The following is a 23,145-nucleotide window of genomic DNA, read 5'->3' on the forward strand; positions in this document are numbered from 1 at the left end:
TGGCGACTTCCACCGGCAGCTGGGCGATGACTTTGACGGTGCGGTCCTTGCGCGCTTCCTCGCCGATCAGGCGCAACAGCGCCAGCGCCAGCGAATCGACGCTGCGAATCGAGCCCATGCCGTTACAGCGCGGGCAGCTGATGTGCGCGGTTTCCTCCAGCGAAGCCTGCAGGCGCTGGCGCGAGAGCTCCATCAGCCCGAAGCGCGAGATCTTGCCGATCTGCACACGCGCGCGGTCGTACTTGAGCGCGTCGCGCAGGCGGTTCTCCACCTCGCGCTGGTTGCGCTGCGACTCCATGTCGATGAAGTCGATGACGATCAGGCCGCCCAAGTCGCGCAGCCGCAGCTGACGGGCGATTTCGTCGGCGGCTTCGAGGTTGGTGTTGAGCGCGGTGGTTTCGATGTCGCCGCCGCGGGTGGCGCGAGCGGAGTTGATGTCGATTGACACCAGCGCTTCGGTCGGGTCGATGACGATGGAGCCGCCCGAGGGCAGGTTGACCTTGTGGGAGTGCGCCGACTCGATCTGATTCTCGATCTGGAATCGCGTGAACAGCGGCACGCTGTCTTCGTAGAACTTCAGTTTGCGCAGCCCGGCGGGCATGAAGCGCTGCATGTACTGCTGCGCCTCGGCATAGATCTCCTGGTTGTCGATCAGGATCTCGCCGATGTCGTCGGACAGATAATCGCGCAGGGCGCGGATGATTGCCTTGGATTCCTGATAGATCAGGAAGGGCGCGGGCTTGCCTTCGGCGGCCTGGGCCACGGCATTCCAGACTTCCTTCAGGTTATCCAGGTCCCACTGCAGCTCTTCGGCGGAGCGGCCCACGCCGGCGGTGCGCACGATGGCGCCCATGCCGTCGGGGATTTGCACCTGGTCGAGCGCTTCACGCAGCTGCTCGCGATCTTCGCCTTCGATCCGGCGGGACACGCCGCCAGCGCGGGCGTTGTTCGGCATCAGCACCAGGAAACGGCCGGCGAGGCTGATGAACGTGGTGAGGGCCGCGCCCTTGTTGCCGCGTTCTTCTTTTTCGACCTGGACGATGACTTCCTGGCCTTCGTTCAACAGCTCGCGGATGTTGCCGCGGCCGCCGGGCGACTGGCCGTCCTTGAAATACTCGCGGGAGACTTCCTTCAGCGGCAGAAAGCCATGGCGCTCGGCGCCATAGTCGACGAAGCAGGCTTCCAGGCTGGGCTCGACGCGGGTGATGCGTCCTTTATATACGTTCGCTTTTTTCTGTTCCCGGGACGGGACTTCTACATCCAGATCGTAAATTCTTTGTCCATCAACCAGTGCGACGCGCAACTCCTCTTCCTGAGTCGCGTTGACTAACATTCTCTTCATGAGGCCCTTCTAAGGATTCGAAAAGGGCCGGGCGAGCACGCACGGCGGGCGCGAGCCATGGAGGCAGAAACGGGCGATCGGGGAATGTCTTCATCCGATGTTGCCAGCGCGGGCCCCCTGTGTCGTGACCGGGGAAGTCCGGCGCGTTTTTTATCCTGTCGCTTTGGCGGTCCCGCACGGTTAGCGTTGGCGGTCGACCCGGAATACGAGGTGCGTCATTCCGGCATCGCCGTTCGCGCGGCCGAGCGATGGTCTGCGACCCTGTCCGGTCTGAGCAGGCAGGTCTTTGCAGAACCAACTAAGATGCGGCGCCTTCGGAGCGAGTGCTTCGAGAGAGCCACGTATCGGTGCGCGTGCGTCGCTGGACCGATCGGTGTCTGATCTGTGTCTGGGACGCGCACGAACCTGAAATCGTCGCGGAACATATCACAGGCCCATCGGCCAATCAATGGTCAATCAATAAGTTACGAGCGCTTCCCCGATCCGTCGATATGCCCACCCACAAGCCCAGGTCCGTTTCCGCACAATCCGCCGACGAGTCGGGCTCGTCCGGCGCCGCCAAAGCCAGGGGGGTCAGCTACGTCGAGGCCGGCGAGGGCGATGCCGGACAGCGTATCGACAACTTCCTGAGCCGCATCTTGAAAGACGTGCCGCGCAGCCTGGTGTATCGAATTCTGCGCACCGGCGAAGTTCGGGTGAACGGCAAACGAGCCAAGCCCGAAACCCGACTCGCCGAAGGCGATCGGATTAGGTTGCCGCCGCTACAGCGAAAGACCGAGGAGCAGCGCGCCGCCGAGCGCGCCGCACCCTCGCGTTCGCTGCGGGAATTCGTGGCAGGCGCAATCATTCATGAGGATCGCGATCTCATCGTCGTGAACAAGCCCGCGGGCGTCGCCGTTCATGGCGGAAGTGGGTTGAGCGCGGGTGTCATCGAAGCGTTGCGCGCCACGCATCCGGAATTAAAAGAGTTGGAGCTCGTGCATCGGCTCGACCGCGACACCAGCGGCGTGTTGATGGTGGCAAAGCGCCGGGCAGTCCTACGCGAGTTACATGCATTGCTTCGAGAGCGCGACATGGAGAAGCGCTATCTCGCATTGGTAGTGGGGCGCTGGCCGTTCGGCGCCAAGACCATCGATCTGCCGCTGAAGACCAATCTGAAGCAGGGCGGTGAACGCGTCGTACGCGTGCATGCCGATGGTCAGCAGGCGATCACGACGTTCAAGCCGATTCAGCACTTCGGCAAGCTGGCCACGCTGCTCGATATTTCATTGGGAACCGGCCGCACGCATCAGATTCGTGTGCACGCCGCGCACGCAGGTCACCCCATCGCGGGCGATGAAAAGTACGGCGATCGCGAGCGGGACGCGAAGCTGAAACCGTATGGATTGAACCGCATGTTCCTGCATGCGCAGTCGCTGACGTTCGAGCGGAAGGGCGCGAAGCCCTTCACGGTGAGCGCGCCACCACCGCCTGACTGGCAGGCGTTGATCGAGAAGTTGAAGCAAGATCTGAAGTGACACGCGCGAAGCGCGTGTCACAAGTACGGTCACGGCAGGTCGAAGCCGTTTCTTCTCAATGCGCCGGCCAGCCAGATCAGCGGCAGGCCGATCAGCGCCGTCGGGTCCTGCGACTCGATGCGATTGAACAGAGTGATGCCCAGTGTTTCCACTTTGAACCCGCCCGCGCAGTCGTACGGTTTGTCGCGCGCCACGTAACGCCGGATCTCATCCTCGTCGAGCTGACGAAAATGCACGGTCGTCAGATCGACATGGCCTTCGTTGGCGGAGGCGGCGGTATTGATGACATGCACGGCGGTGTGAAACACCACCCGCTGACTGCTGAGCGATTTGAGTTGGGCGATGGCCCGTTCGCCCGAGCCGGGTTTGCCGAGCACGTCCCGGCCACACAGCGCCAGCTGGTCCGAGCCGACGATCAGGCTGTTGGTGTGGCGCCGGGCGACCGCCTCGGCCTTGGCCCGGGCCAGCCGCTGCACCAGGTCGACCGCGGACTCGCCCGGAAGCGGCTCCTCATCCACATTCGAGGCCGCGACCGTGAAAGGAATGCCCAGCCGTTCCAGCAGTTGCCGCCGATATGTCGAGGTGGATGCGAGGACCAGTCTCAGCCCGGCCTGAGGCGTGGCGGCGGGGGTCATGGCCCGACCTCGGGGCCCTGACCGGGGGCCCGGTTCAGGGAATCCATGAATCCAGCTGTGAGCCGGATTACAAGCTGTGAGAAAACAAACATTTACGCCTTTCTTTTTTTGACACCATGGGGGGTCGCCGCTAGTATACGCGCCCCATGCCGCGACCCCCGGCCGTCCACGCAGACAGTATCGTCGATGCAGAGGTCTGCGCGCGGGCGGGAAGTACGATTGCACGACGTTTTTCCGCCGCCGAGCTGCCGCGCCTGCGCGAGGCCGGCGGTCACGACGATTCGGCGATCGAGGCCAAATTCCAGTTTTCGCAGTTCGAAGGCCGCCCTGCCGTGGCAGGCGAGCTGCACGGCGTGGCCGTGCTGACTTGTCAGCGCTGCATGCGGCCGGTGGCCATCGACATCGAGGACGAGTTCCAGGTGTTGATCGTCGACGAGGAGCGTAGCGACGAGCCCGGCGGTTTCGAGCCGGTGGTCGCCAAAGCCTCGCGGCTCGATCTGGGCTGGCTGGCGGAGGAGCAGGCGCTGCTCGCTTTGCCGCTGGTGCCCATGCACGACAACGAGGATTGCGCGAGCGCCGCGCCCGATGAAGTGACATCGGCGCCGGAGCCCGAAGACGAAGCGCCGGACGCAGAGGTCGGAACGACGCATCAGCCGTTCCGGAATTTGCGGGATCTGCTGCGCAAGCAGTGATGCGCGGACCGTATTGAATAGTTGGAGACTAAGTCATGCCTGTTCAGAAAAGCCGAAAGACCCCGTCCAAGCGCGGCATGCACCGCTCGCACGACGGCCTCGAGCGCCCGGCGCTGTCGGTCGACCCGACCTCCGGTGAAACCCATTCCCGTCATCGCATCACGCCGGATGGCTTCTATCGCGGCAAGAAAGTGATCGAGAGCCGCGAAAAGCCCGACTCGGAATAATCCTGTACTCCGCTAGCGCCGAGTACTGCATCTGAGCAACCGGCCGGTCACCATCGCGGTGGACGCCATGGGGGGCGATCACGGCCCCTCGGTCACCGTGCCCGCGGCGCTGGCAGCTTTGCAGCGAGACGCCGACCTGCGAATCACGCTGGTCGGCCTGAAGGATCCCGTTCAATCTTTATTGGATGGCGCCGACGCGTCGTCGCGCTCGCGTATTCAGCTGCGCGAAGCCTCCCAAGTCGTGACCATGGACGAGAAGCCGCAGGAAGCCCTGCGGAAGAAGAAAGATTCGTCCATGCGCGTCGCCATCGACTTGGTGAAATCCGGCGAGGCCGATGCCTGCGTGAGCGCGGGTAATACCGGCGCGCTCATGGCGACCGCGCGCTTCGTGCTGAAGACCATCGAAGGTATCGACCGGCCTGCCATCATTTCGCGCATCCGCGCGCGTCACGGTCACACTCATATGCTCGATCTCGGTGCGAACTCTGAATGCACCGCCGAGCATTTGTTTCAATTCGCGGTGATGGGCTCGGTGGTTGCGGGCGACCTGCACGGCATCGCGCGGCCGCGAATCGGCATCCTCAACATCGGCGAAGAAGAAACCAAGGGCGACAGCGTGGTGCAGGAAGCTGCGCGGCTGCTGTCGGCGAGCAAGCTGAACTACATCGGCTTCGTGGAAGGCGACGATATATTCTCCGGCGAGGTGGATGTCGTGGTCACCGATGGCTTCACCGGCAACGTGGCGCTGAAAACCATGGAAGGGCTGGCCAACATGCTGGTCGGCGCGCTCAAGAACGAATACACGCGCAATCCGCTGCGCTATGTGGGGGCGCTAGCCTCCTGGCCGGTGTTACGTTCGCTGCGCAAGGAATTCGATCCCCGCACTTATAACGGCGCCAGCATGGTCGGCCTGACCGGCGTGGTGATCAAGAGCCACGGCAGCGCCGATACGGTGTCGTTCGCTAATGCCATCAGGGTCGGCCTTATCGAGGCGCGCAAAGGCGCGCCGACGCAGATCGCCAATCTGCTCAAGGCGCAAGCCGCGGCAGTGGCTTGAAATCGGTCACGATCGCATAATTAAGAAGTTGACATCCGGGTCGGTTATCGCCGGGATAACCCCTCAGCTCACACTCTGAACGGCGCGCAGCTGCTAGACTTTTCGCTCATGAAGTCCTTTTCTTCGAAGATGCGTCCTCTGAAGAACGTGCTCCGGGCCATGCTGCTGCTGGCCGCCGCGCCAGGCGCCTTGGCCGCCACTTATACCTTGCCGGTGGGCGAGGACACGGTCATCGGCGAAGTGCAAAAGGTGGTCGCCGCCCACGAAGACACACTGCTCGACATCGGCCGCCGCTACGGCGTGGGCTACGAAGAGATCGTGGCCGCGAATCCGGGCGTCAGTCCCTGGTTGCCGGGGGCGGGCACCGAAGTGATCATTCCGTCGCGTTACATCCTTCCCGACGCGCCGCGCGAAGGGATCGTCGTCAGCCTGTCGGAGCATCGGTTGTTTTATTTTCCGCCGCACAAGCCGGGTGAGGCCGCGGTGGTTCATACCTATCCCATCAGCGTCGGTCGCATGGATTGGAACACGCCGCTCGGTCTGACGCGCATCGTGAACAAGCGCGAGAAGCCGATCTGGTATCCGCCCAAGTCGGTGCTGGACGAGCACGCGGCGGAAGGGCGACCGCTGCCCAAGGCAGTGCCGCCCGGACCGGATAATCCGCTCGGCGACTATGCGATGCGCTTGGGCATTCCCGGCGGCGCGTATCTGATTCATGGAACCAATCGTCCTTCGGGCGTGGGCATGCAAGTCACACACGGTTGCGTGCGCATGTTTCCCGAGGACATCAAAGCGCTCTATCCGATGGTGCCGGTGAACACGCCGGTGCGTCTGGTCGATCAGCCTTACAAGATGGGCTGGCGCGGCGGAGAGCTGTTCATGGAAGTGCACACGCCGCTGGAAGGCACGAATGCCGCCGACGCGCATAGCCTGACCAATATCACCAAGCTGCTGGTGTCCGCGACTCAGAATCGACCGGAGATCAGCACGTCGGGCGTGATCGATTGGGCCAAGGCCGAGCGTACCTTCGAGCTCGCCAGTGGCATTCCCGAGCCCGTGATGCTGCCGCCAGCGACGGTTCCCGCAACCGTTCAGGTCATCAACGATACCGCCGGTCGCTGATCGATCGAGAATCCCGCCAATGACGCGCGTCCCAACGCGCTATTGCGCGCGCTGTTAAACTGCGCGCGCGGATCCCGCGGCCGAGGTCACCTAAACCACCGAGTTAGTCCATGGCCAAGGCTGTGGGGTCCGCCTTATTCTCTGATTCGGGATCGCGGCATCCTGCCGCGCCCCGAATGCGACTCGCAAAAGGCGTGACTTTTGCTCCTCGCTCGCCGCCTGTGGCGGCGGGCACATCCATGTGCCTGATCAATTCCAAAAAAGGTCACAGTGCAGGCTGTGGCCTTTTTTTACGTCACAAATAAAAAAGCGCCGCGGATTGCTCCGCGGCGCCTTGGTTCGCTCGAAGCGAGTCGAATTACTTCGACTGCGACTTCTTGAACATACGATCGATCTTCTCGTTCGTAGCGTCACAGCAGGCCTGGCTGGCCTGAGCGGCCTGCAGCGCCTGGTTGGCAGCGCTCTGCGCGCTGTCAGCGGCGGAACGGGCAGACTGAGCGGCGCTGGCAGCGGAGTCAGCAGCAGCCTTGGCAGCAGCGGCGTCCTGCACGGCCTTGTCGGCAGTGGCCTTGATTTCATCAACAGTCTTCTGCGACACGCAGCCGCTGGCGGCAACGAGGGCCAGCGCAGCAATACCTGCCTTCAGCGTGGTGGAGATGGCTTTCTTCATGACTTCTTTCCCCTTCGTACGGGTCGGATTAAAAAGGACCAGAGCGACAAATTTTCACGGCCTCTTAATACACGAGAGTTATGGCGGGTTCCCGTGTATCAGGCTTACTAGCTTCTTTATTTGTAAAAGCTGCCAGCGGGCCGAGGCGCGGAGAATACAAGATTGAGGCTTGTCGATAAAGCTTATGTCGCTGCTCCGTCTGCATGCCGCGACAATTGGGCACTTATATAAATGGCATTGACGGAACATTGACGAACCGTCGAGCACGACGATTCCAGTTCGATGCGAGCTGACCGGGGGCAGCGGCACGGTTCGCGAAAGGGCGGTCTGCGATTTCACAGAATAGACGCACCGCAGCCGTCCATCTTCATCGCCGCGCCGCCGGTCGGACGCAGTTGCCGCCGGTCCGAGGGGGCGGCAATTTGCGCGCCATGAAAAAAGCGCCCAATAGGGTTCCGCCACGGTCGGCCGGCTTCACGTTGCTGGAGCTCCTCGTCACCGTCTCGGTGCTCGCCCTGATCGTCGGAATCGGCGTCCCGTCCTTCCAGGACATCATTCGTCGTAATCGGCTCACCGAGCAAACCAACGGGTTGCTCAGCGCGCTGGCCCTCGCGCGCAGCGAGGCCACCAAACGCAGCGGGATCGTGACCGTGTGTCCGGCAAACGATCCGGAAGCTCCGACGGCCTGCGCCGACGACGCCGATTGGACGGCCAATGGCTTGATCGTATTCAGCGACAACATCGGCGATAGGGGCACGCTCGACAGCGACGAGGACAATCCGGAAACCAACGACGTCGTCGTCCTGCATCTGGCGCCGGCGTCGACGCAGAACATCACCATCAGCACCGACCGCGGCATGGTCAGCTATGACAGGGACGGTGCGCTGGCCCAGGGCACTCCAAGCATGGAGTTCGCTCTCGTGCCCGAGGGTTGCCGCGGCGATGACGGCGGTCGCGTCGTCCAGCTGACGACGACGGGCCGCGCCCGTTCCCAGAAATCCGACTGCAATGGCGATTGATGTCACCTCGCGAATACTGGCGGACACGCTCATGAAATCAGCTCGCAGTTTGCCTCGCGCCTCACGCAATGCGCGCCGTATCGGCGGCATGACCATCATCGAAGTGCTGGTGACGCTGGTCATCGTCTCTGTCGGCTTGCTGGGCGTGGTCGCTTTACAGCTCACCACCTTGCGTAACAACCAGAACGCATCCGTGCGCTCGCAGGCGGCGATGCTTGCCAGCGACATGCTCGATCGCATGCGCTCCAATCGCTACGACCGGACGACGGGCGAGGGTCCGGAACGCTTTCAGATCGGTATCGGCGAGGACGAAGTACCGGCAACAACCGCAGGCGATGAGATCCGCCGTTGGCGGCTAGTGCTGGACGAGCAGCTTCCGGAGGGCCGGGGCGGCATCGATTACGACGACGACACCAACCTGGTCACCATCACCATCCAGTGGGGCGAGCGCTCCGAGAACCCTGACGAGCGGATCCTAAGCTTCGAGACGAGCAGCGAAATCTGAGGCGAAAAGATGCAAGTCATCACCATCAAAAATCGCGTGTCCGGCTTCAGCCTGGTGGAGCTGATGGTCGCGCTCGGCATCAGCGTGCTGCTGCTCACGGGAGTAGTCGCGCTGTTCGTCAGCTCGCGCGTGAGCTACGAGACCACGGAACGGCTGTCGCGTATCCAGGAGAACGGCCGCTACGCGCTCGAACAGATCGCAAGTGACGTTCGCGCTACGTCGTTTAATGCATGCGCGCGACCCAACACCGAAAACACCACCCGCGCGATCGATTTCAAACTCAATGCGACCATCGAGCCTTTTCCGCCCGTCGAGGGGGGCGAAGACGAGGAGGAGGAAAATCTGGTCGACATACGCTGGGATTTCGTCAAGCCCCTGCTTGGCTTCAACGCGACTGGCGTGGAATGGGACCCTGGCCTGGACACAGACAGACTGGCTTTCGATCCCACGCCGAGGCCGATCGGCGACGTGCTGGTGCTGCGCATTCCGAGACGCGAAGTTCGCGCCGTGAAGGTGGTGACGGCTCAGGAGAACGGTGCGCAACCGTTCGAGGTGGAGGACATCGAGCCGATGCCGATCAAACCGAGCGATACGGTGATGGTCTCGGATTGCGAGGCGCGCGCCTTTTTCCAAGTCACTAACGATCCGGCGACCGGGACAATCGAGCACGTCGCGGTTGAGCCCTCTACGTCCGCGATCGGCGATCGGCCAGGCAACGTGTCGAACGATCTGCTGCATCCGTTCGATGCTGGCGCCACCATCGTGCCGGTCGACACCGTGATCTACTACATCGCGCGCAGCACTATCCAGCCGGAGAACCCTCCTTTGGGTGCGCCGGAGCGCCTGTCTCTCTACCGCAAGACGGGCGGGGCGGAGAAGAGCGATGAGATCGCCGAAGGTATCGAGCGGCTGGAAGTTCTATACGGCATCGATAGCGAAGCCGAGCTCGACGCGCGCGTCGATTCCTATGTCTCCGCGGAGGACGTGGAGGACTGGAACAACGTCATGACGGTGCAGATCGCGCTGCTATCGCGCGCGCCGGATGAATACGGCACCGACATCGACAAGCAGACCTACGTGCTGCTGAACACGCCCGAACAAACGGTGCAGGCGGGTCCGTACAACGATCGTGCTCAGCGCAAGGTGTTCACCGCGACGCTCGCCGTCCGCAACCAGGTCATCGATTGAAGGTGCGTATGAAATTCCATTCACATTCTCGTCGCAGCTCCAGCCGGCAACGTGGCGCCGCGCTCGTGGTCAGCCTGCTGCTGCTGTTGGTGATGACGCTGCTCGGACTGGGCGCGAGCCAGAGCACGTTCTTGCAGGAGCGCATGGCGGGTAATCAGCGCGATGAGGAAATCGCTCTGCAGGCCGCTGAAGCGGCCCTGCGCGGGGCGGAAAAGCGCCTGTCGCCGGATCGGGAAGATGTGAAGCGGTGCACGGCCCCGGGGGTGGACTGCGACTACTACGAACGGAACACCTTGGTGGATGAGCGCGGCCATGCGCTCGATCTGACCGTGCAGCCGGATCTCTGGTGGGTGACCTGGGGGCGTGAATATGAATTCGCCGATGAACTGGACGGGGTCGCAACCGAACCGGAGTTCGTCATCGAACTCGCCGACACTGAGTTCTCTACTGCGACCATAAATGGCCCGGGTTTCAAAACGGAGCGTGACTTCTTCAACGTCACGGCGCGCTCCTCGGGCCAGAGCGAGACCGCGAAGGTCGTGCTGCAGAGCTCGTATGCACGGATCGTTTTCACTAAGTGACCCAGGTTATGCAAATGCTCAAGCAGTACATGATCCGCTGTTGGTCTCTGAGCGTGGCAGCAGTCGCCGTGCTTGCTGGCGCGCCCTCGCAGGCGGCCGATCTGAACCTCAGCGATCAGCCATTGTTTCTGGCTCCCGCCGTCGCGCCGTTGAACATGCTGGTGGTCGGCCGCGATCACAAGCTGTTCTACGAGGCCTACAACGACGCCTCCGACTTGAACGGCGACGGCAAGATCGACGTGGGCTACAAGGGCTATCTGCCGAATCCGACCGCGGCCGCGCCGAACAACGAAGGCATCGATTACTACGGCTATTTCGATTCGTACAAGTGTTACACGTACGGCGGCACCCAGTTCAATCCGGTGCGCTTCACCGCCAACAAGCGCTGCGGCGGCGCGAACGAGTGGAGCGGCGACTACCTGAACTATTTGACCACCTCGCGCATCGACGCTCTGCGCAAGGTGCTCTATGGCGGCAAGCGCGCCACCGATACCGGTTCCTCGACGGTGCTGGTCCGCTCGCACATTCCGATGGACGCGCACAGCTGGGGCAAGGAATATCCCTGGAACGCGCCGGCGGAATTCAACATCCGCGACTTCACGCCGTTCAACCGTCCGTCCACCGGTCAGCGCCACCTGTTCGCCAACACCACGCCGAACGTCGGCATCAACAACTGGGCCGACAACAACGGCCCGCCGCAGTTGCGGGTGTTGCGCAACCGGACCTATCGCATCTGGGAATGGGTGAGTAAGGAGAGCCCGGTGGCGGGCACCCGCGTGGCGCCCGCCGGCGGCGCTGAAGAGACCGTCACTTTCGATAACCAGTACGACGTGCGCGTCGCGGTCTGTACCTCCGCCGCTCTGATCGATACCGCGCGCAACACGGAGAACTGCCGCCAGTACCCGAATGGCAACTACAAGCCCACAGGCTTGCTGCACGAGTTCGGCGAGAACGACTCTATGATGTTCGGCCTGCTCAGCGGCTCGTACACCGCGAACAAGAGCGGCGGCGTGCTGCGTAAGAATGTCGGCTCGTTCACCGACGAGATCAACGCGGCCGACGGCACCTTCACCGACGTGGTCGGCATCGCGAAGACTCTGGATAACTTCCGTGTCGCGGCTTACGGGCGCTACACCGATAACGGCGGCACCAGCTACGACTGCGGCCTGCCGGCCATGGCGCGTGGCCCGATCGTCGACGGTAACTGCCGCATGTGGGGCAACCCCGTCGCTGAAATGATGTACGAGACGCTGCGTTACTTCCGCGGCATGAGCCCGACGCCGGCGTTCACCAGAACCTACGGCAGTGGCAACACCACGGTCGAACAGGTTCTCAATCTGCCGCGCCCGGCCTGGCAGGACCCGTACAGCGACGCGGAGTTTCCGACCTGCGCGAAGCCGTTCCAGACGGTCATGACCGATATCAACAACTCGTACGACTCCGATCAGCTGCCCGGATCGCGCTTCGGGATGGAGAGCGGCAGCGACCGCATCAGCGACGATTTGCCCGGCCTCGACGTGGGCGCGCTCGCCGATGAAATCACCGATAACGAGCCTGGCATCCGCGGGCTGCATTTCATCGGCCAGGCTGGCGCGCTGTACGACGGCTCGCCCAAGCCCAAAGATGTGACCAGCCTCGCGACCATTCGCGGTCTCGCTCCGGAAGAGCCCACCAAACAGGGCAGCTATTACCCCGCGAGCGTGGCCTATCACGGCTTCACCAATCAGGCCAACCCGCTCACCGACGATGATGTGCGTGTCCAGACGTTCGCCGTGGCATTGGCTTCGCCGCTGCCCAAGATCGAGATCCCGGTGGGCGGGGCCGGTTCCGGCCGCTTCATCACCCTGGTGCCGTTCGCCAAGTCGGTGGTCTACAACAACGAGATCAATCGCACCGAAGGCGCGTTCCAGCCCACCAACCAGATCGTCGACTTCTATGTGGAGAGCATCGCCGACGATCAGCGCAGCGGCACGTTCCAGGTGAACTTCGAGGACGTCGAGGCCGGTAACGACCACGACATGGACGCCATCGTGCGTTACAGCTATCGCCTCACCGACGACGACACCGTGCGGGTGGACGTGTCCTCCGACTATCAGGCCGGCGGCATCATTCACCACATCGGTTATGTGATCTCCGGCACCACGGCCGACGGCGTATATCTGGTGGTGCAGGACTGTAACAAGGACACCAACGGCAACTACACCTGCAACGGCACCAACGACCGCGATTACTTCCTGGATACTCCTCCGGGTCAGGGGCCGGGTGGCAACTGGGCCGATAACGTGGGACTGCCAGGCTTCTCCTCGCGGACCTTCGACGCCCGTAGCGGCAGCACTGGCGCGACTCTGCTGAAGGATCCGCTGTGGTACGCGGCGAAGTGGGGCGGCTTCAAGGATGAGGACGACAACGACATGCCGAACCTCACCTCGGAATGGGACGCCAATAACGACGGCGATCCGGACAACTACTTCCTGGTCACCAATGCGTTGACGTTGAGCCAGCAGCTGCGTGAGACGTTCACCGAAATCACCAACCGCTCGGCCAGCGCGGCCTCGGTGTCGTTGAACAGCGGCGCCATCAGCACGCAAACGCGCGTCTATCAAGCGCGTTTCGACACCACTCGCTGGAGTGGCACGCTGACCGCGTTCGGCTTCGACGAAAACAACAGGCTCGACGATACTCCGGTGTGGGAAGCGAGCGCGCAGATCCCCGGACCGACCAGTCGCAACATCATTACCGTCAACAGCAATGGCGTCGCGGTGCCGTTCCAATGGACCAGCGGTATCGACGACATCCGTAAAGCGCAGCTGGATGCGGACCCCGCGGTCGCGCAGAGCATCCTCAATTACATCCGCGGCGACGAGCGGACCGAGCAACGCAACGGTGGCCCGTTCCGGGATCGTGCGAGCAAGCTCGGCGACATCGTGGCGTCGGCGCCGCTGTACATCGGTGCGCCTTTCGGCCGCTACAGCGATCGGTTGGAAAGGGCACCTTATTCCGAGTTCCTCGCCGAGCAGCGCGACCGCGACGGCATGGTCTATGTCGGCGCCAACGACGGCATGCTGCACGCCTTCAAGGCAGACGATTATCGGGATGGCGATGGCACGCGCCGGGACGAGCGCGGCCAGGAACTGTTCGCGTTCATTCCCAAGACCGTGTTCGGCAATCTGAAGGAGCTGACCCGGCCGTCGTACGCGCACAAGTACTTCGTGGATGGCGCGCCCAATTCCGGTGACGCCTTCATCAACGGTTCGTGGCGCACAGTGCTGGTCGGCGGCTTGAACGGCGGCGGTCAGGGCATCTACGCGCTCGATGTCACCAATCCGAACTCGCTCGGCGCCAGCTCGGTCCTGTGGGAGATCAACGACCAGACCAGCCTGGACTTCCGCGATCTCGGCTACACGTTCAGCCAGCCTGCCATCGGGCGTCTGGAGGACGGCACCTGGGTGGCTGTGTTCGGCAACGGCTATAACAATACCGAGCCCGACGCAGCGGTGAGCACTACCGGCAACGGCGTGCTGTACATGGTCAATCTCAGGGACGGCTCCCTGGTGAAGAAGTTCGACACCATGATCGGCCGGGACGACGATCCGACCGGCCAGAACCGTCCGAACGGCCTGGCGACGCCGGCCCTGCTGGACACGGACGGCGACCGCATCGTCGACGGCGTTTACGTCGGCGACCTGTTCGGCAACGTATGGAAGATCGATCTGCGCGGCGCGCGCAACGATTGGAAGTTCGCCTACGGTACCGCCGCGGCGCCCCTGCCGTTCTTCGTCGCGAAGGATGGCACCGCGGACAATGCCAATCGACAGCCGATCACCTCGCGCATCGAAGTGACCAAGGGTCCCTACAGCGCCGGCCTGATGGTGCTGGTGGGCACCGGCAAGTACCTGGAAGCGTCCGATAAGACCATCCTGCCGCAACGTAACCAGACCTTCTATGGTCTGTACGATGCCAACTCGTACAACCGGACCACGAAAAGTTATGACAATGGCGACCGCATCGCCAGCCGTTCGGCACTGACCCAGCAGCGCATCCTGCAGGAGGTCTCGCTCGGGGACGGCCAGACAGGGCGTATCACGACGCGCAACCCGCTCATGGGCAAAGGCTGGTATCTCGATCTGCTCGCCCCGAACAATCTCTATGAAGGCGAGCGCGTGGTTTCCAGTCCGGTCGTGAGTAGCGATCGCCTGCTGTTCACGACGCTGATACCGAATAGCGACCCGTGCGGCGCCGGCGGCCGCAGTTGGACCATGATTCTGGACCTGCTCAGTGGTCAGATGCTCAGGCAGGCGCAGATCGACAGCGATGGCGATGGCGACGTCGACAACGACGACACCCCGCTCTCGGGCGTCGGCCAGGACGGCGTCAGCAACGGTCCGACCACCGGCACCTGCACTGACGCGGATTGTGGGGCCGACACGCTTTTCGGTTCCAACAGCAATGGTGACATCGACCAACGCGCGCTGCGCTCCGCGCTGGCTGCGCGTGGTCGTCAGTCCTGGCGTCAAACCCGGTAACGCAAGAGGTCAGAACATGCGACGCAAACAACTGGGTGTCACGTTGATCGAGCTGATGATCGTGGTCGCGATCATCAGCATCCTTGCCACGATCGCGTATCCGAGCTACCGGCAGTACGTGCTGCGGAGTAATCGGACCGAGGCCAAGGCGGAGCTCATGGAAGCCGCGCAGGAGCTGGAAAAGTGTTATACGCGCTACGGCGCGTACAACGACGCTGCCAACTGCGTAGCATTCAGCCGGTTGAACGCTGGGCGGGATAGCGACGGTGGACGCTATCGGATCTCGTTGGCCCAAAGCTCGGAGCGGAGCTACAGGTTGCAAGCCGCTCCCCTGGGCGCGCAGATGGACGACAAGTGCGGCACGTTGACCGTCAACGAAATAGGCACGCGCGGCCACCAGGGCGACGACCCGAAGTGCTGGTAGCGATTTACCCCTTCTGACAGCGACCTAAGCGGCCTCCTTCACGGAGGCCGCTTGCTTTCGCGCGCAAGTGACTGTATATAGACACAGGGACTTGGTTTTATATACAACCGCTCACGAGCTTACGGCGACGCCATGTCAGAACTCACCCCTCGTCAACGCGAGATCGTCAAGCTGATCCAGGAATCCGTGCGCGATAACGGCATGCCGCCAACGCGGGCCGAAATCGCCGCCGCCATGGGATTCAAATCGGCCAACGCCGCCGAAGAGCACCTGCGCGCGCTGCAGAAAAAGGGCGTGCTCGACATCATTCCGGGCGCCTCGCGCGGGATTCAGTTGAAAGATTCTCTTCGTGAGCAAATGGGCCTGCCGCTGATCGGTCGAGTTGCAGCCGGCAGGCCCATGCTCGCGGAGGAGCATATCGAAGGGCGCTACCAGATCGATCCGAAGATCTTCGCGCCTCGCGCCCACTATCTGCTCAAGGTGCGCGGCATGAGTATGAAAGACATCGGCATCCTGGACGGCGATCTGGTCGCCGTGCATCGCACGCCGGAAGTGCGCAATCGCCAAGTGGTGGTCGCGCGCCTGGATAACGAAGTGACCGTCAAGCGCTACAAGCAGGATGGCAAGATCGTCTGGCTGCTGCCGGAGAACGAGGAGTTCGAGCCCATCCGCGTCGATCTCAAAGAGCAGTCGCTGATCATCGAAGGCATCGTGGTCGGCGTGCTGCGCCAGGGCAAGTCCAAGGGACTGTTCCAGTAAGGGTCATCATCATCGCTGCGCGAGCAGTTGTCTGATCTCGGGCAGGCACGAGCCACAATTCGTGCCTGCCTTGAGTCTGCGGCCCACGTCCTGAGGCGTCGTCAGCCGGTCCTTGGCGATGGCCTTGCACAGCGTATTGCGCCCCACGCCGAAGCACGAACACACCATCGGTCCCGGATCGTCCGCGGACGCCGTCGGTCCGCCATTGAGTAGCGACTGACGATCCTTATCGCTGACGCGCTTTTTCGCGAACAGGCTCGACAACCAGGCGCGCGAGGGCAGGTCGGGACGCGGTGAAATGAACACGCAACCGGCGATGCGTTCTTCGATCAACAGCACGCCCCGGAACACGCCGCTCCCGGGATCGGAATATTCGATCCAATCAGGCTCCCCAGCGGCCGCTTGCAACCGACGATGCGCCCAATCGGGGCCCGGCGGCCTGCCGCGCCCGGCGATTTCATAGCGCATGAACTGCTCGCCGCGGATCGCTGTCCACCATGTCGTATCTAGCGCCTCGATCGGCGTGCGCGACAGGATGAATCCGTGCCAGTTCACGGCGAAGGGTGTGACACGAGCGGGCGTGTGTTTGAATTCTGGCTCGCCGGACACTGGATCGACAACGGGATTCACGAGCGCGCCAACGCGCGCGTCCGAGGCATTGGCGGCGTTCCAATGAATGGGTACGAACACCATGCCTCTCGGCATCTCGCCCGACGTCTTCACGCGCGCGACCAGAGCACCCCATTGCGTTTCGACTCGGGCGAGCTGGCCATCGCTCACCGCCGATAGCAGCGCGTCCTGCGCATGCATGTCGATGTACGGTTCAGGCAGGTGAGAGGCCAACGTGGGCGCGCGGCCCGTGCGGGTCATCGTGTGCCACTGATCCCGGATGCGACCGGTATTCAACACCCATGGAAACTCTTCCTGAGGCGCGTTTACGGGCCCTCGCGGAGGGGTAGGCACGAAACGCGCCTTGCGGTCGCCACGATAGAAACGTCCGGATTGGAGCAGGCGAGGCGTTCCTGCGTGGTCTCTCTCCGGCACCGGCCATTGAATGGGTTCGAGCGTGTCGTATTCGGTCGATGTGATATCGGCGAGACCGCCTATGTCGAACGCCCGCTCGCCGCGATTGAGCTTCGACAGCGCGGCGTGCTCTACGAAAATCTCATGCGCGTTGTCGTAGTTGAAACCGTCGGCGAAGCCCATGCGTCGCGCGACTTCGCAGATCAACCACCAGTCCGGCCGCGCTTCGCCGCTCAACGGCTGGAAGGCGCGCTGGCGTGAGATGCATCGCTCCGAGTTGGTCACCGTGCCGTCTTTTTCGCCCCAGCCGGCGGCCGGCAGCAGCACGTGGGCAAACTCATTCGTGTCGCTGTTCTCGAAACAATCCGACACCACGACCAGTTCGCAACGGCGCAGCGCCGCCTTCACCTTGTCCGCATCGGGCAGGCTGACCACGGGGTTCGTCGCCATGATCCACACGGCCTTCACTTTGCCGTCGTGGATGGCGTCGAACAGCTCGACTGCCTTGAGGCCGCCTTTCTCCGGCATGCGCGGGCTGCGCCAAAAGTTCTGCACGAGCTGTCGATGACCGGTGTTCTCCAGGTCCATGTGCGCGGCGAGCATGTTGGCCAGGCCGCCGACTTCGCGGCCGCCCATCGCGTTGGGCTGGCCCGTGATGGAAAACGGCCCGGCGCCGGGCTGCCCGATGCGGCCGGTCAGCAAATGACAATTGATGATGCTGTTGACCTTGTCGGTGCCGGCGGAGGATTGATTCACGCCCATCGAGAACGCGGTGATGACGCGCGCGTGATCAGCGAACAGTCGATAGAACTCAAGCAGCCTCTCCGCTCCGATGCCGCAGAGCTTCGCAACGGTCTGTACGTCACCAGCGGAGTCGCGCGCGACCTTCAGTGCTTCCTCCAGGCCGTCGGTGTGGTTCGCAACGAAGTCCTGCGCGACATGGCCTTGCTGATGCAAATAGGCGAGCAGGCCGTTGAACAGCAAGACGTCACTGCCACTGCGAATCGGCAGATGCAGGTCCGCGATCTCGCAGGTCATGGTCCGGCGCGGATCGATCACGACGATCTGCAATTCGGGGCGCTGCTGTTTCGCTTGCGTGATGCGTTGGAATAGCACCGGGTGGCACCACGCCGTGTTGGAGCCGACCAGCACGATCAGGTCCGCCAGCTCCAGATCTTCGTAACACCCCGGCACGATATCTTCGCCAAACGCGCGCTTGTGGCCCGCGACGGCCGAGGACATGCACAGACGGGAATTCGTATCGATATTGGCGGTGCCGATGAAGCCCTTCACTAGCTTGTTGGCGATGTAGTAGTCCTCGGTCAGCAGCTGACCGGAGACGTACAGGGCGACGGCGTCGGGCCCGTGCTCGTCGATGATGCGTCTGAAGCCGTGAGCAACGTGGTCCAGCGCGGCGCTCATGCTCGCGCGCTGGCCGTCGATGCGAGGGTAGAGCAGCCGTCCGTCGCTGCCCAACGTCTGGCCCAATGCAGAGCCTTTGGAACAGAGCCTGCCGCGATTCGCTGGATGGGCCGCGTCGCCGGTAATGGTCACGGCGCCGCTCGCGGCGTCCGGTTGGGCGATGACGCCGCAACCGACGCCGCAATACGGACAGGTGGTCCTGATGCTCACTGCCGCCCGGCCGCCGCTTCGCCGAAGATCAACTTATCTCGCATCGCGCCCACGTCGCGGCCTTCGGTCATCAGCTCGCAGTACCAGGCGCCATCGCGCGTGTCGCCGTACAACACCGCGCCGCGCAGCTTGTTGTTCTCGATGACGATGCGTTTGTAGATGCCACGCTTGGTATCACGCATCACCAGCGCTTCGCTGCCCGGACCGCCGAGGAAATCTCCAGCGGAGAAGAGGTCGATGCCCGTGACCTTGAGATGCGTCGACAGCATCGAGCCTCGATAACGGCCGACGCCGTGCTCGGCGAGATGTGTCGCGCACACGCTTGCTTGTTCGAAGAGCGGGGCGACCAGGCCGTACGTGTTGTTGCGATGTTCGACGCATTCGCCCACCGCGTACACGCAAGGATCGAATGTTTGCAAGGTGTCGTTGACCAGCACGCCACGGTCGCATCGCAGACCGGCGGCCCGCGCCAGCTCCGTGTTCGGCCGGATGCCGACGGCCATGACCACGAGATCGGCTTCGATGACGGTTTCATCCGCGAACTGCACACCCCGGACGCGATCTGTGCCGAGGATGGCCGTGGTCTTCGCCGGCATGTGGAACTCGATGCCGCGACGTTCGAGCGATTGTTTCAGCAGCTGCGCGGCGACCGGGTCGAGCTGTTGTTCCATCAATGTGTCGAGCAGATGCACGACAGTCACTTTCATGCCCTGCTTGAGCAGCGCATTCGCCGCTTCGAGGCCCAGCAAACCGCCGCCGATGACCACTGCCTTGGAATGCGTGCGGGCGGCTGTGAGCATCGTGTTCACGTCCTGCAGATCGCGGAACGTCACGACGCCCAGCAGATCCTTGCCAGGCACGGGCAGCACGATGGGATTGGATCCCGTCGCGAGCAGCAATCGGTCGTAGTCAGCTTCCATGCCGCTCTGCGAGCGCACTTTGCGACGGACTCTGTCGATGGCGACGACGGGATCGCCAAGGTGCAGCGTCACGCCATTGTCGCGATACCACTCGATCGGGTTCAGCACGATGTCGTCGAAATGCTTTTCGCCCGCCAGCAGCGGCGAAAGCAGGATGCGGTTGTAGTTGGGAACAGGCTCGGCGCCGAACACGGTGATGTCATAAGGCTGACCGCTGATGCCGATCAGTTCCTCGACGACCTTCATGCCCGCCATGCCGTTGCCGACCACGACCAATTTGCGACGCTTGGTCATGCGCAGGGGCTGCGTCTTGATCCAGATCTTGCCGTCGCTCACGCGAGTCGGCCAGGCGCGCACCGAGTAGTCGGCGTCTTCGACGCAGCGACCGGTCGCGAGATTGAAATGATGTTTGTAAACAGGCGAGGCCACCACGGGCTCACCGTTCAGATCGCCGACCAGGCCGCGCGAGAGCACGTTGGCTTCGCTGTGTGGGTCGTAGTTGTCCAAGGCGTAGACGGCCTCGCCCACTCGGAAGATGGCGATCTGCCGCCCGTCGACCAGGGCGGCGACGCCGCTGTCCGGCAGCACGTCGTCGAACGAGCAGACGCTGCTCCAGGTGTGAGTGGGCTTCATACTGCCTCCCGCTGCCGCTGCGCGCGCTCTTCGTTGGTGGCCGGGCGGATCTGCCCGCGCTCCTGCACGAACACGACGTTCTCGTCGGTGCGGTCGCTGTTGACGAAGTGACGGAAGCGCTTGAGCGTCTGCGGGTCCTCCACGGCCTTTTTCCATTCGCACTCGTAGGTGCTGACGACGCGCGCCATATCGGCTTCGAGCTCCGCGGCGATGCCGAGTTTATCTTCAATGATGACCTGCTTGAGGTAGTCGAGGCCGCCTTCGAGGTTGTCCATCCATACCGACGTGCGTTGCAGACGATCGGCGGTGCGGACGTAGAACATCAGGAAGCGGTCGACGTAACGGACCAGCGTTTCACGATCCAGATCGCCGGCGAGCAGGTCGGCGTGACGAGGCTTCATGCCGCCGTTACCGCAGACGTACAGGTTCCAGCCCTTCTCGGTGGCGATGATGCCCACGTCCTTGCTCTGCGCTTCGGCGCATTCGCGTGTGCAACCGGAGACGGCGAACTTGATCTTGTGAGGTGCACGCAGGCCTTTGTATCGGTTCTCGATATCGATGGCGAAGCCGACGCTGTCTTGAACGCCGTAGCGGCACCAGGTCGAGCCGACGCAGGACTTAACGGTGCGCAACGCCTTGCCGTAGGCGTGGCCGGATTCGAAGCCCGCATCGATCAGCTCGCGCCAGATCAGGGGCAGCTCGTGGACTTGCGCGCCGAACAGGTCGATGCGCTGGCCGCCGGTGATCTTGGTGTACAGGCCGTATTTCTTCGCGACCTCGCCGATGACGATCAGCTTGTCCGGCGTGATCTCGCCGCCCGGAATGCGCGGCACGACCGAGTACGTGCCGTCCTTCTGCATGTTGGCGAGGTAGTAGTCGTTCGTGTCCTGCAGCGTGGCTTTGTCGCGCTTCAACACGAACTCGTTCCAGCACGAAGCGAGGATGGATGCGACGGTCGGTTTGCAGATGTCGCAGCCCAGGCCACGGCCATGCTTCTCCAGGACTTCGCCGAAGGACTTCAGCTGGCCGACGCGGATCAAATGAAACAACTGCTGGCGCGAGTAACGGAAGTGCTCGCAGAGGTTGTTGTTGACCGCGACGCCGCGACTCGCAAGCTCCGCCTTCAGGATCTGAGTGACCAGCGTGCTGCAGCCACCGCAGGATGTCGCCGCCTTAGTGGAGGTCTTCAGTGCACCGATGGTGGTGCAGCCGGCCTCGATGGCGGAGCAGATCATGCCCTTGCTGACGTTGTTACAGGAGCAGATCTGCGCCGTTGCCGGCAGGCCTGCCACTCCCGCGCGCTTGGGCTGCTCGCTCGCGCCGAAGCTGGGAACGATCAGCTCTTCCGGATTGGAGGGCAGCGCCGTGCCATCCAGCATCATCTGCAACCAGATGCCGTAGTCGTCGGCATCGCCGACGAGAATGCCACCCAGCAGGCGTGTGCCGTCTTCGTTCACGACCAGCTTCTTATAAACCTGCTTGCGCTCGTCGACGAATGCATAAGCGCGCGAGCCGGGGCTCGAGCAATGAGGATCGCCCAGCGATGCGACATCCACGCCCATGAGTTTGAGCTTGGTGCTCATGTCCGCACCGGTGAAGGCGGGCTCTGCCGTATTCTGCAGGCGGGCGGCGCAGACATTCGCCATCTGATAGCCCGGCGCGACCAGGCCGTACAGCTTGCCATTCCACAGCGCGCATTCGCCGATGGCGAAGATGTTCGGATCGGAGGTACGGCAGTCGTTGTCGATGACGATGCCGCCGCGCTCGCCGATGCTCAGCCCGCAAGCGCGAGCCAGCTCGTCGCGCGGCCGGATGCCGGCGGAGAAAACCACGATGTCTGTTTCGAGCGAGCTGCCGTCGGCGAACGTCAACTTGTGACGGCACTGTTCGCCATCGACGATGGCGGTGGTGCTCTTGCCGGTGTGAATGCCCACTTCCATCTCGGCGATCTTCTGTCGCAACACGCGTCCGCCGACATCGTCGACCTGCACGGCCATCAGTCGCGGCGCGAATTCGACCACGTGCGTCTTCAAACCGAGATCGCGCAGCGCCTTGGCCGCTTCGAGGCCCAACAGGCCGCCGCCGATGACGACACCCACTTTGCCTTCCGCAGCCGCGGAGCGAATGGCTTCCAGATTCTCGATGGTTCGATAGACGAAGCAGCCCGGCCGCTCGCGACCCGGGATGGGCGGCACGAACGGCGAGGAGCCGGTGGCCAGCACCAGTTGATCGTAAGGCAGGGTGCGGCCCTCGGCCGTACGCACGCAGCGGGCTTCGCGATCGATGCCGATCGCCTTGTCATTCAGATGAAGCGCGATGTCGTTGCGCTCGAAGAATTCATCCTGGACCAGCGACAGGTCCGCCGCGCTTTTGCCGCTGAAGAAGCTCGTGAGCTGCACGCGATCGTAAGCAGGGCGGGGCTCTTCGCAGAGCACGCTGATTTCGTAAGAGGTGGATTCGGACACGAGCCGCTCGAGCAGCCGTTGTCCGACCATGCCGTTACCGATGACGACCAGCTTCTTGGCTGACATATGCACCCATGATCGAGGACTCGATGCACGCATCGAGTTCGTTTGCTGAAGGGTGGTTGGAACAGCGAGCTGCGACAGGCCGCGGGTGGCGGAATGTGACTGGCAGGTCGCTGGCGCTGCGCCCGTCATTGGAGCAGCCAGGATG

At 62.9% G+C, this 23,145-nt stretch carries 18 protein-coding genes; 12 read left to right on the forward strand and 6 right to left on the reverse strand.

Annotated features, from left to right (window positions below; genetic code table 11):
- Window positions 1–1,342: Rne/Rng family ribonuclease (locus VGD45_RS08660; protein WP_331154889.1), on the reverse strand; the 1,342-nt coding region annotated here is incomplete at its 3' end.
- Between the two features lie 491 nt (window positions 1,343–1,833).
- Between VGD45_RS08660 and VGD45_RS08665 the strand changes: the two genes are divergently transcribed.
- Window positions 1,834–2,859 (forward strand): RluA family pseudouridine synthase, encoded by a 1,026-nt coding sequence (locus tag VGD45_RS08665; protein ID WP_331154890.1) that lies wholly within the window; start codon window positions 1,834–1,836, stop codon window positions 2,857–2,859.
- A gap of 29 nt (window positions 2,860–2,888) precedes the next feature.
- On the opposite strand, the gene VGD45_RS08670 is transcribed toward VGD45_RS08665, so the two are convergent.
- Window positions 2,889–3,494: a nucleoside triphosphate pyrophosphatase gene (locus VGD45_RS08670; RefSeq protein ID WP_331154891.1), complete on the reverse strand. Its 606-nt coding sequence runs from the start codon at window positions 3,492–3,494 to the stop codon at window positions 2,889–2,891.
- A 146-nt stretch (window positions 3,495–3,640) separates the two neighbouring features.
- Between VGD45_RS08670 and VGD45_RS08675 the strand changes: the two genes are divergently transcribed.
- From VGD45_RS08675 to VGD45_RS08690, 4 genes are all read left to right on the forward strand, one after another.
- On the forward strand, window positions 3,641–4,186 hold the full coding sequence (locus VGD45_RS08675; protein ID WP_331154892.1) for a YceD family protein: 546 nt from the start codon (window positions 3,641–3,643) through the stop codon (window positions 4,184–4,186).
- Between the two features lie 35 nt (window positions 4,187–4,221).
- Window positions 4,222–4,413 carry a 50S ribosomal protein L32 gene (gene rpmF / locus VGD45_RS08680; RefSeq protein ID WP_331069979.1) on the forward strand — a complete coding sequence of 64 codons (192 nt, stop codon included), beginning with the start codon at window positions 4,222–4,224 and terminating at the stop codon, window positions 4,411–4,413.
- A gap of 25 nt (window positions 4,414–4,438) precedes the next feature.
- Window positions 4,439–5,470 carry a phosphate acyltransferase PlsX gene (plsX, locus tag VGD45_RS08685; protein WP_414717566.1) on the forward strand — a complete coding sequence of 344 codons (1,032 nt, stop codon included), beginning with the start codon at window positions 4,439–4,441 and terminating at the stop codon, window positions 5,468–5,470.
- A 108-nt stretch (window positions 5,471–5,578) separates the two neighbouring features.
- Window positions 5,579–6,592 carry a L,D-transpeptidase family protein gene (locus VGD45_RS08690; RefSeq protein WP_331154894.1) on the forward strand — a complete coding sequence of 338 codons (1,014 nt, stop codon included), beginning with the start codon at window positions 5,579–5,581 and terminating at the stop codon, window positions 6,590–6,592.
- Window positions 6,593–6,950: 358 nt separating this feature from the next.
- On the opposite strand, the gene VGD45_RS08695 is transcribed toward VGD45_RS08690, so the two are convergent.
- On the reverse strand, window positions 6,951–7,262 hold the full coding sequence (locus tag VGD45_RS08695; protein ID WP_203167217.1) for an alanine-zipper protein: 312 nt from the start codon (window positions 7,260–7,262) through the stop codon (window positions 6,951–6,953).
- A 431-nt stretch (window positions 7,263–7,693) separates the two neighbouring features.
- Between VGD45_RS08695 and VGD45_RS08700 the strand changes: the two genes are divergently transcribed.
- From VGD45_RS08700 to lexA, 7 genes are all read left to right on the forward strand, one after another.
- Window positions 7,694–8,281 carry a GspH/FimT family pseudopilin gene (locus tag VGD45_RS08700; RefSeq protein WP_331154895.1) on the forward strand — a complete coding sequence of 196 codons (588 nt, stop codon included), beginning with the start codon at window positions 7,694–7,696 and terminating at the stop codon, window positions 8,279–8,281.
- A gap of 31 nt (window positions 8,282–8,312) precedes the next feature.
- Window positions 8,313–8,786 (forward strand): type IV pilus modification protein PilV, encoded by a 474-nt coding sequence (gene pilV, locus VGD45_RS08705; protein WP_331154896.1) that lies wholly within the window; start codon window positions 8,313–8,315, stop codon window positions 8,784–8,786.
- A gap of 9 nt (window positions 8,787–8,795) precedes the next feature.
- On the forward strand, window positions 8,796–9,974 hold the full coding sequence (locus VGD45_RS08710) for a PilW family protein (RefSeq protein WP_331154897.1): 1,179 nt from the start codon (window positions 8,796–8,798) through the stop codon (window positions 9,972–9,974).
- 8 nt (window positions 9,975–9,982) lie between these two features.
- A complete protein-coding gene (locus VGD45_RS08715; protein ID WP_331154898.1) occupies window positions 9,983–10,555 on the forward strand; it encodes a pilus assembly PilX family protein in 573 nt (190 codons plus the stop codon).
- 14 nt (window positions 10,556–10,569) lie between these two features.
- Window positions 10,570–15,078, forward strand: coding sequence for a pilus assembly protein (locus VGD45_RS08720; RefSeq protein WP_331154899.1), 4,509 nt, complete (start codon window positions 10,570–10,572; stop codon window positions 15,076–15,078).
- Between the two features lie 16 nt (window positions 15,079–15,094).
- On the forward strand, window positions 15,095–15,502 hold the full coding sequence (locus VGD45_RS08725) for a type IV pilin protein (protein WP_331154900.1): 408 nt from the start codon (window positions 15,095–15,097) through the stop codon (window positions 15,500–15,502).
- Between the two features lie 132 nt (window positions 15,503–15,634).
- Window positions 15,635–16,261, forward strand: coding sequence for a transcriptional repressor LexA (lexA, locus tag VGD45_RS08730; protein ID WP_331154901.1), 627 nt, complete (start codon window positions 15,635–15,637; stop codon window positions 16,259–16,261).
- 9 nt (window positions 16,262–16,270) lie between these two features.
- Here lexA and VGD45_RS08735 read toward each other — a convergent pair whose 3' ends face one another.
- From VGD45_RS08735 to nirB, 3 genes are read right to left on the reverse strand one after another with little or no spacing between them, the layout of a single operon-like run.
- Window positions 16,271–18,916 (reverse strand): molybdopterin-dependent oxidoreductase, encoded by a 2,646-nt coding sequence (locus tag VGD45_RS08735; protein WP_331154902.1) that lies wholly within the window; start codon window positions 18,914–18,916, stop codon window positions 16,271–16,273.
- Window positions 18,913–20,469, reverse strand: coding sequence for a nitrite reductase small subunit NirD (gene nirD / locus VGD45_RS08740; RefSeq protein ID WP_331154903.1), 1,557 nt, complete (start codon window positions 20,467–20,469; stop codon window positions 18,913–18,915). Before nirD ends, VGD45_RS08735 begins: the two co-directional genes overlap by 4 nt.
- Window positions 20,466–23,000: a nitrite reductase large subunit NirB gene (nirB, locus tag VGD45_RS08745; RefSeq protein ID WP_331154904.1), complete on the reverse strand. Its 2,535-nt coding sequence runs from the start codon at window positions 22,998–23,000 to the stop codon at window positions 20,466–20,468. Before nirB ends, nirD begins: the two co-directional genes overlap by 4 nt.
- Between the last annotated feature and the right edge of the window lie 145 nt (window positions 23,001–23,145).

This window comes from Steroidobacter sp., assembly GCF_036402275.1.
In the GTDB taxonomy this organism is placed as follows: Bacteria; Pseudomonadota; Gammaproteobacteria; order Steroidobacterales; family Steroidobacteraceae; genus Steroidobacter.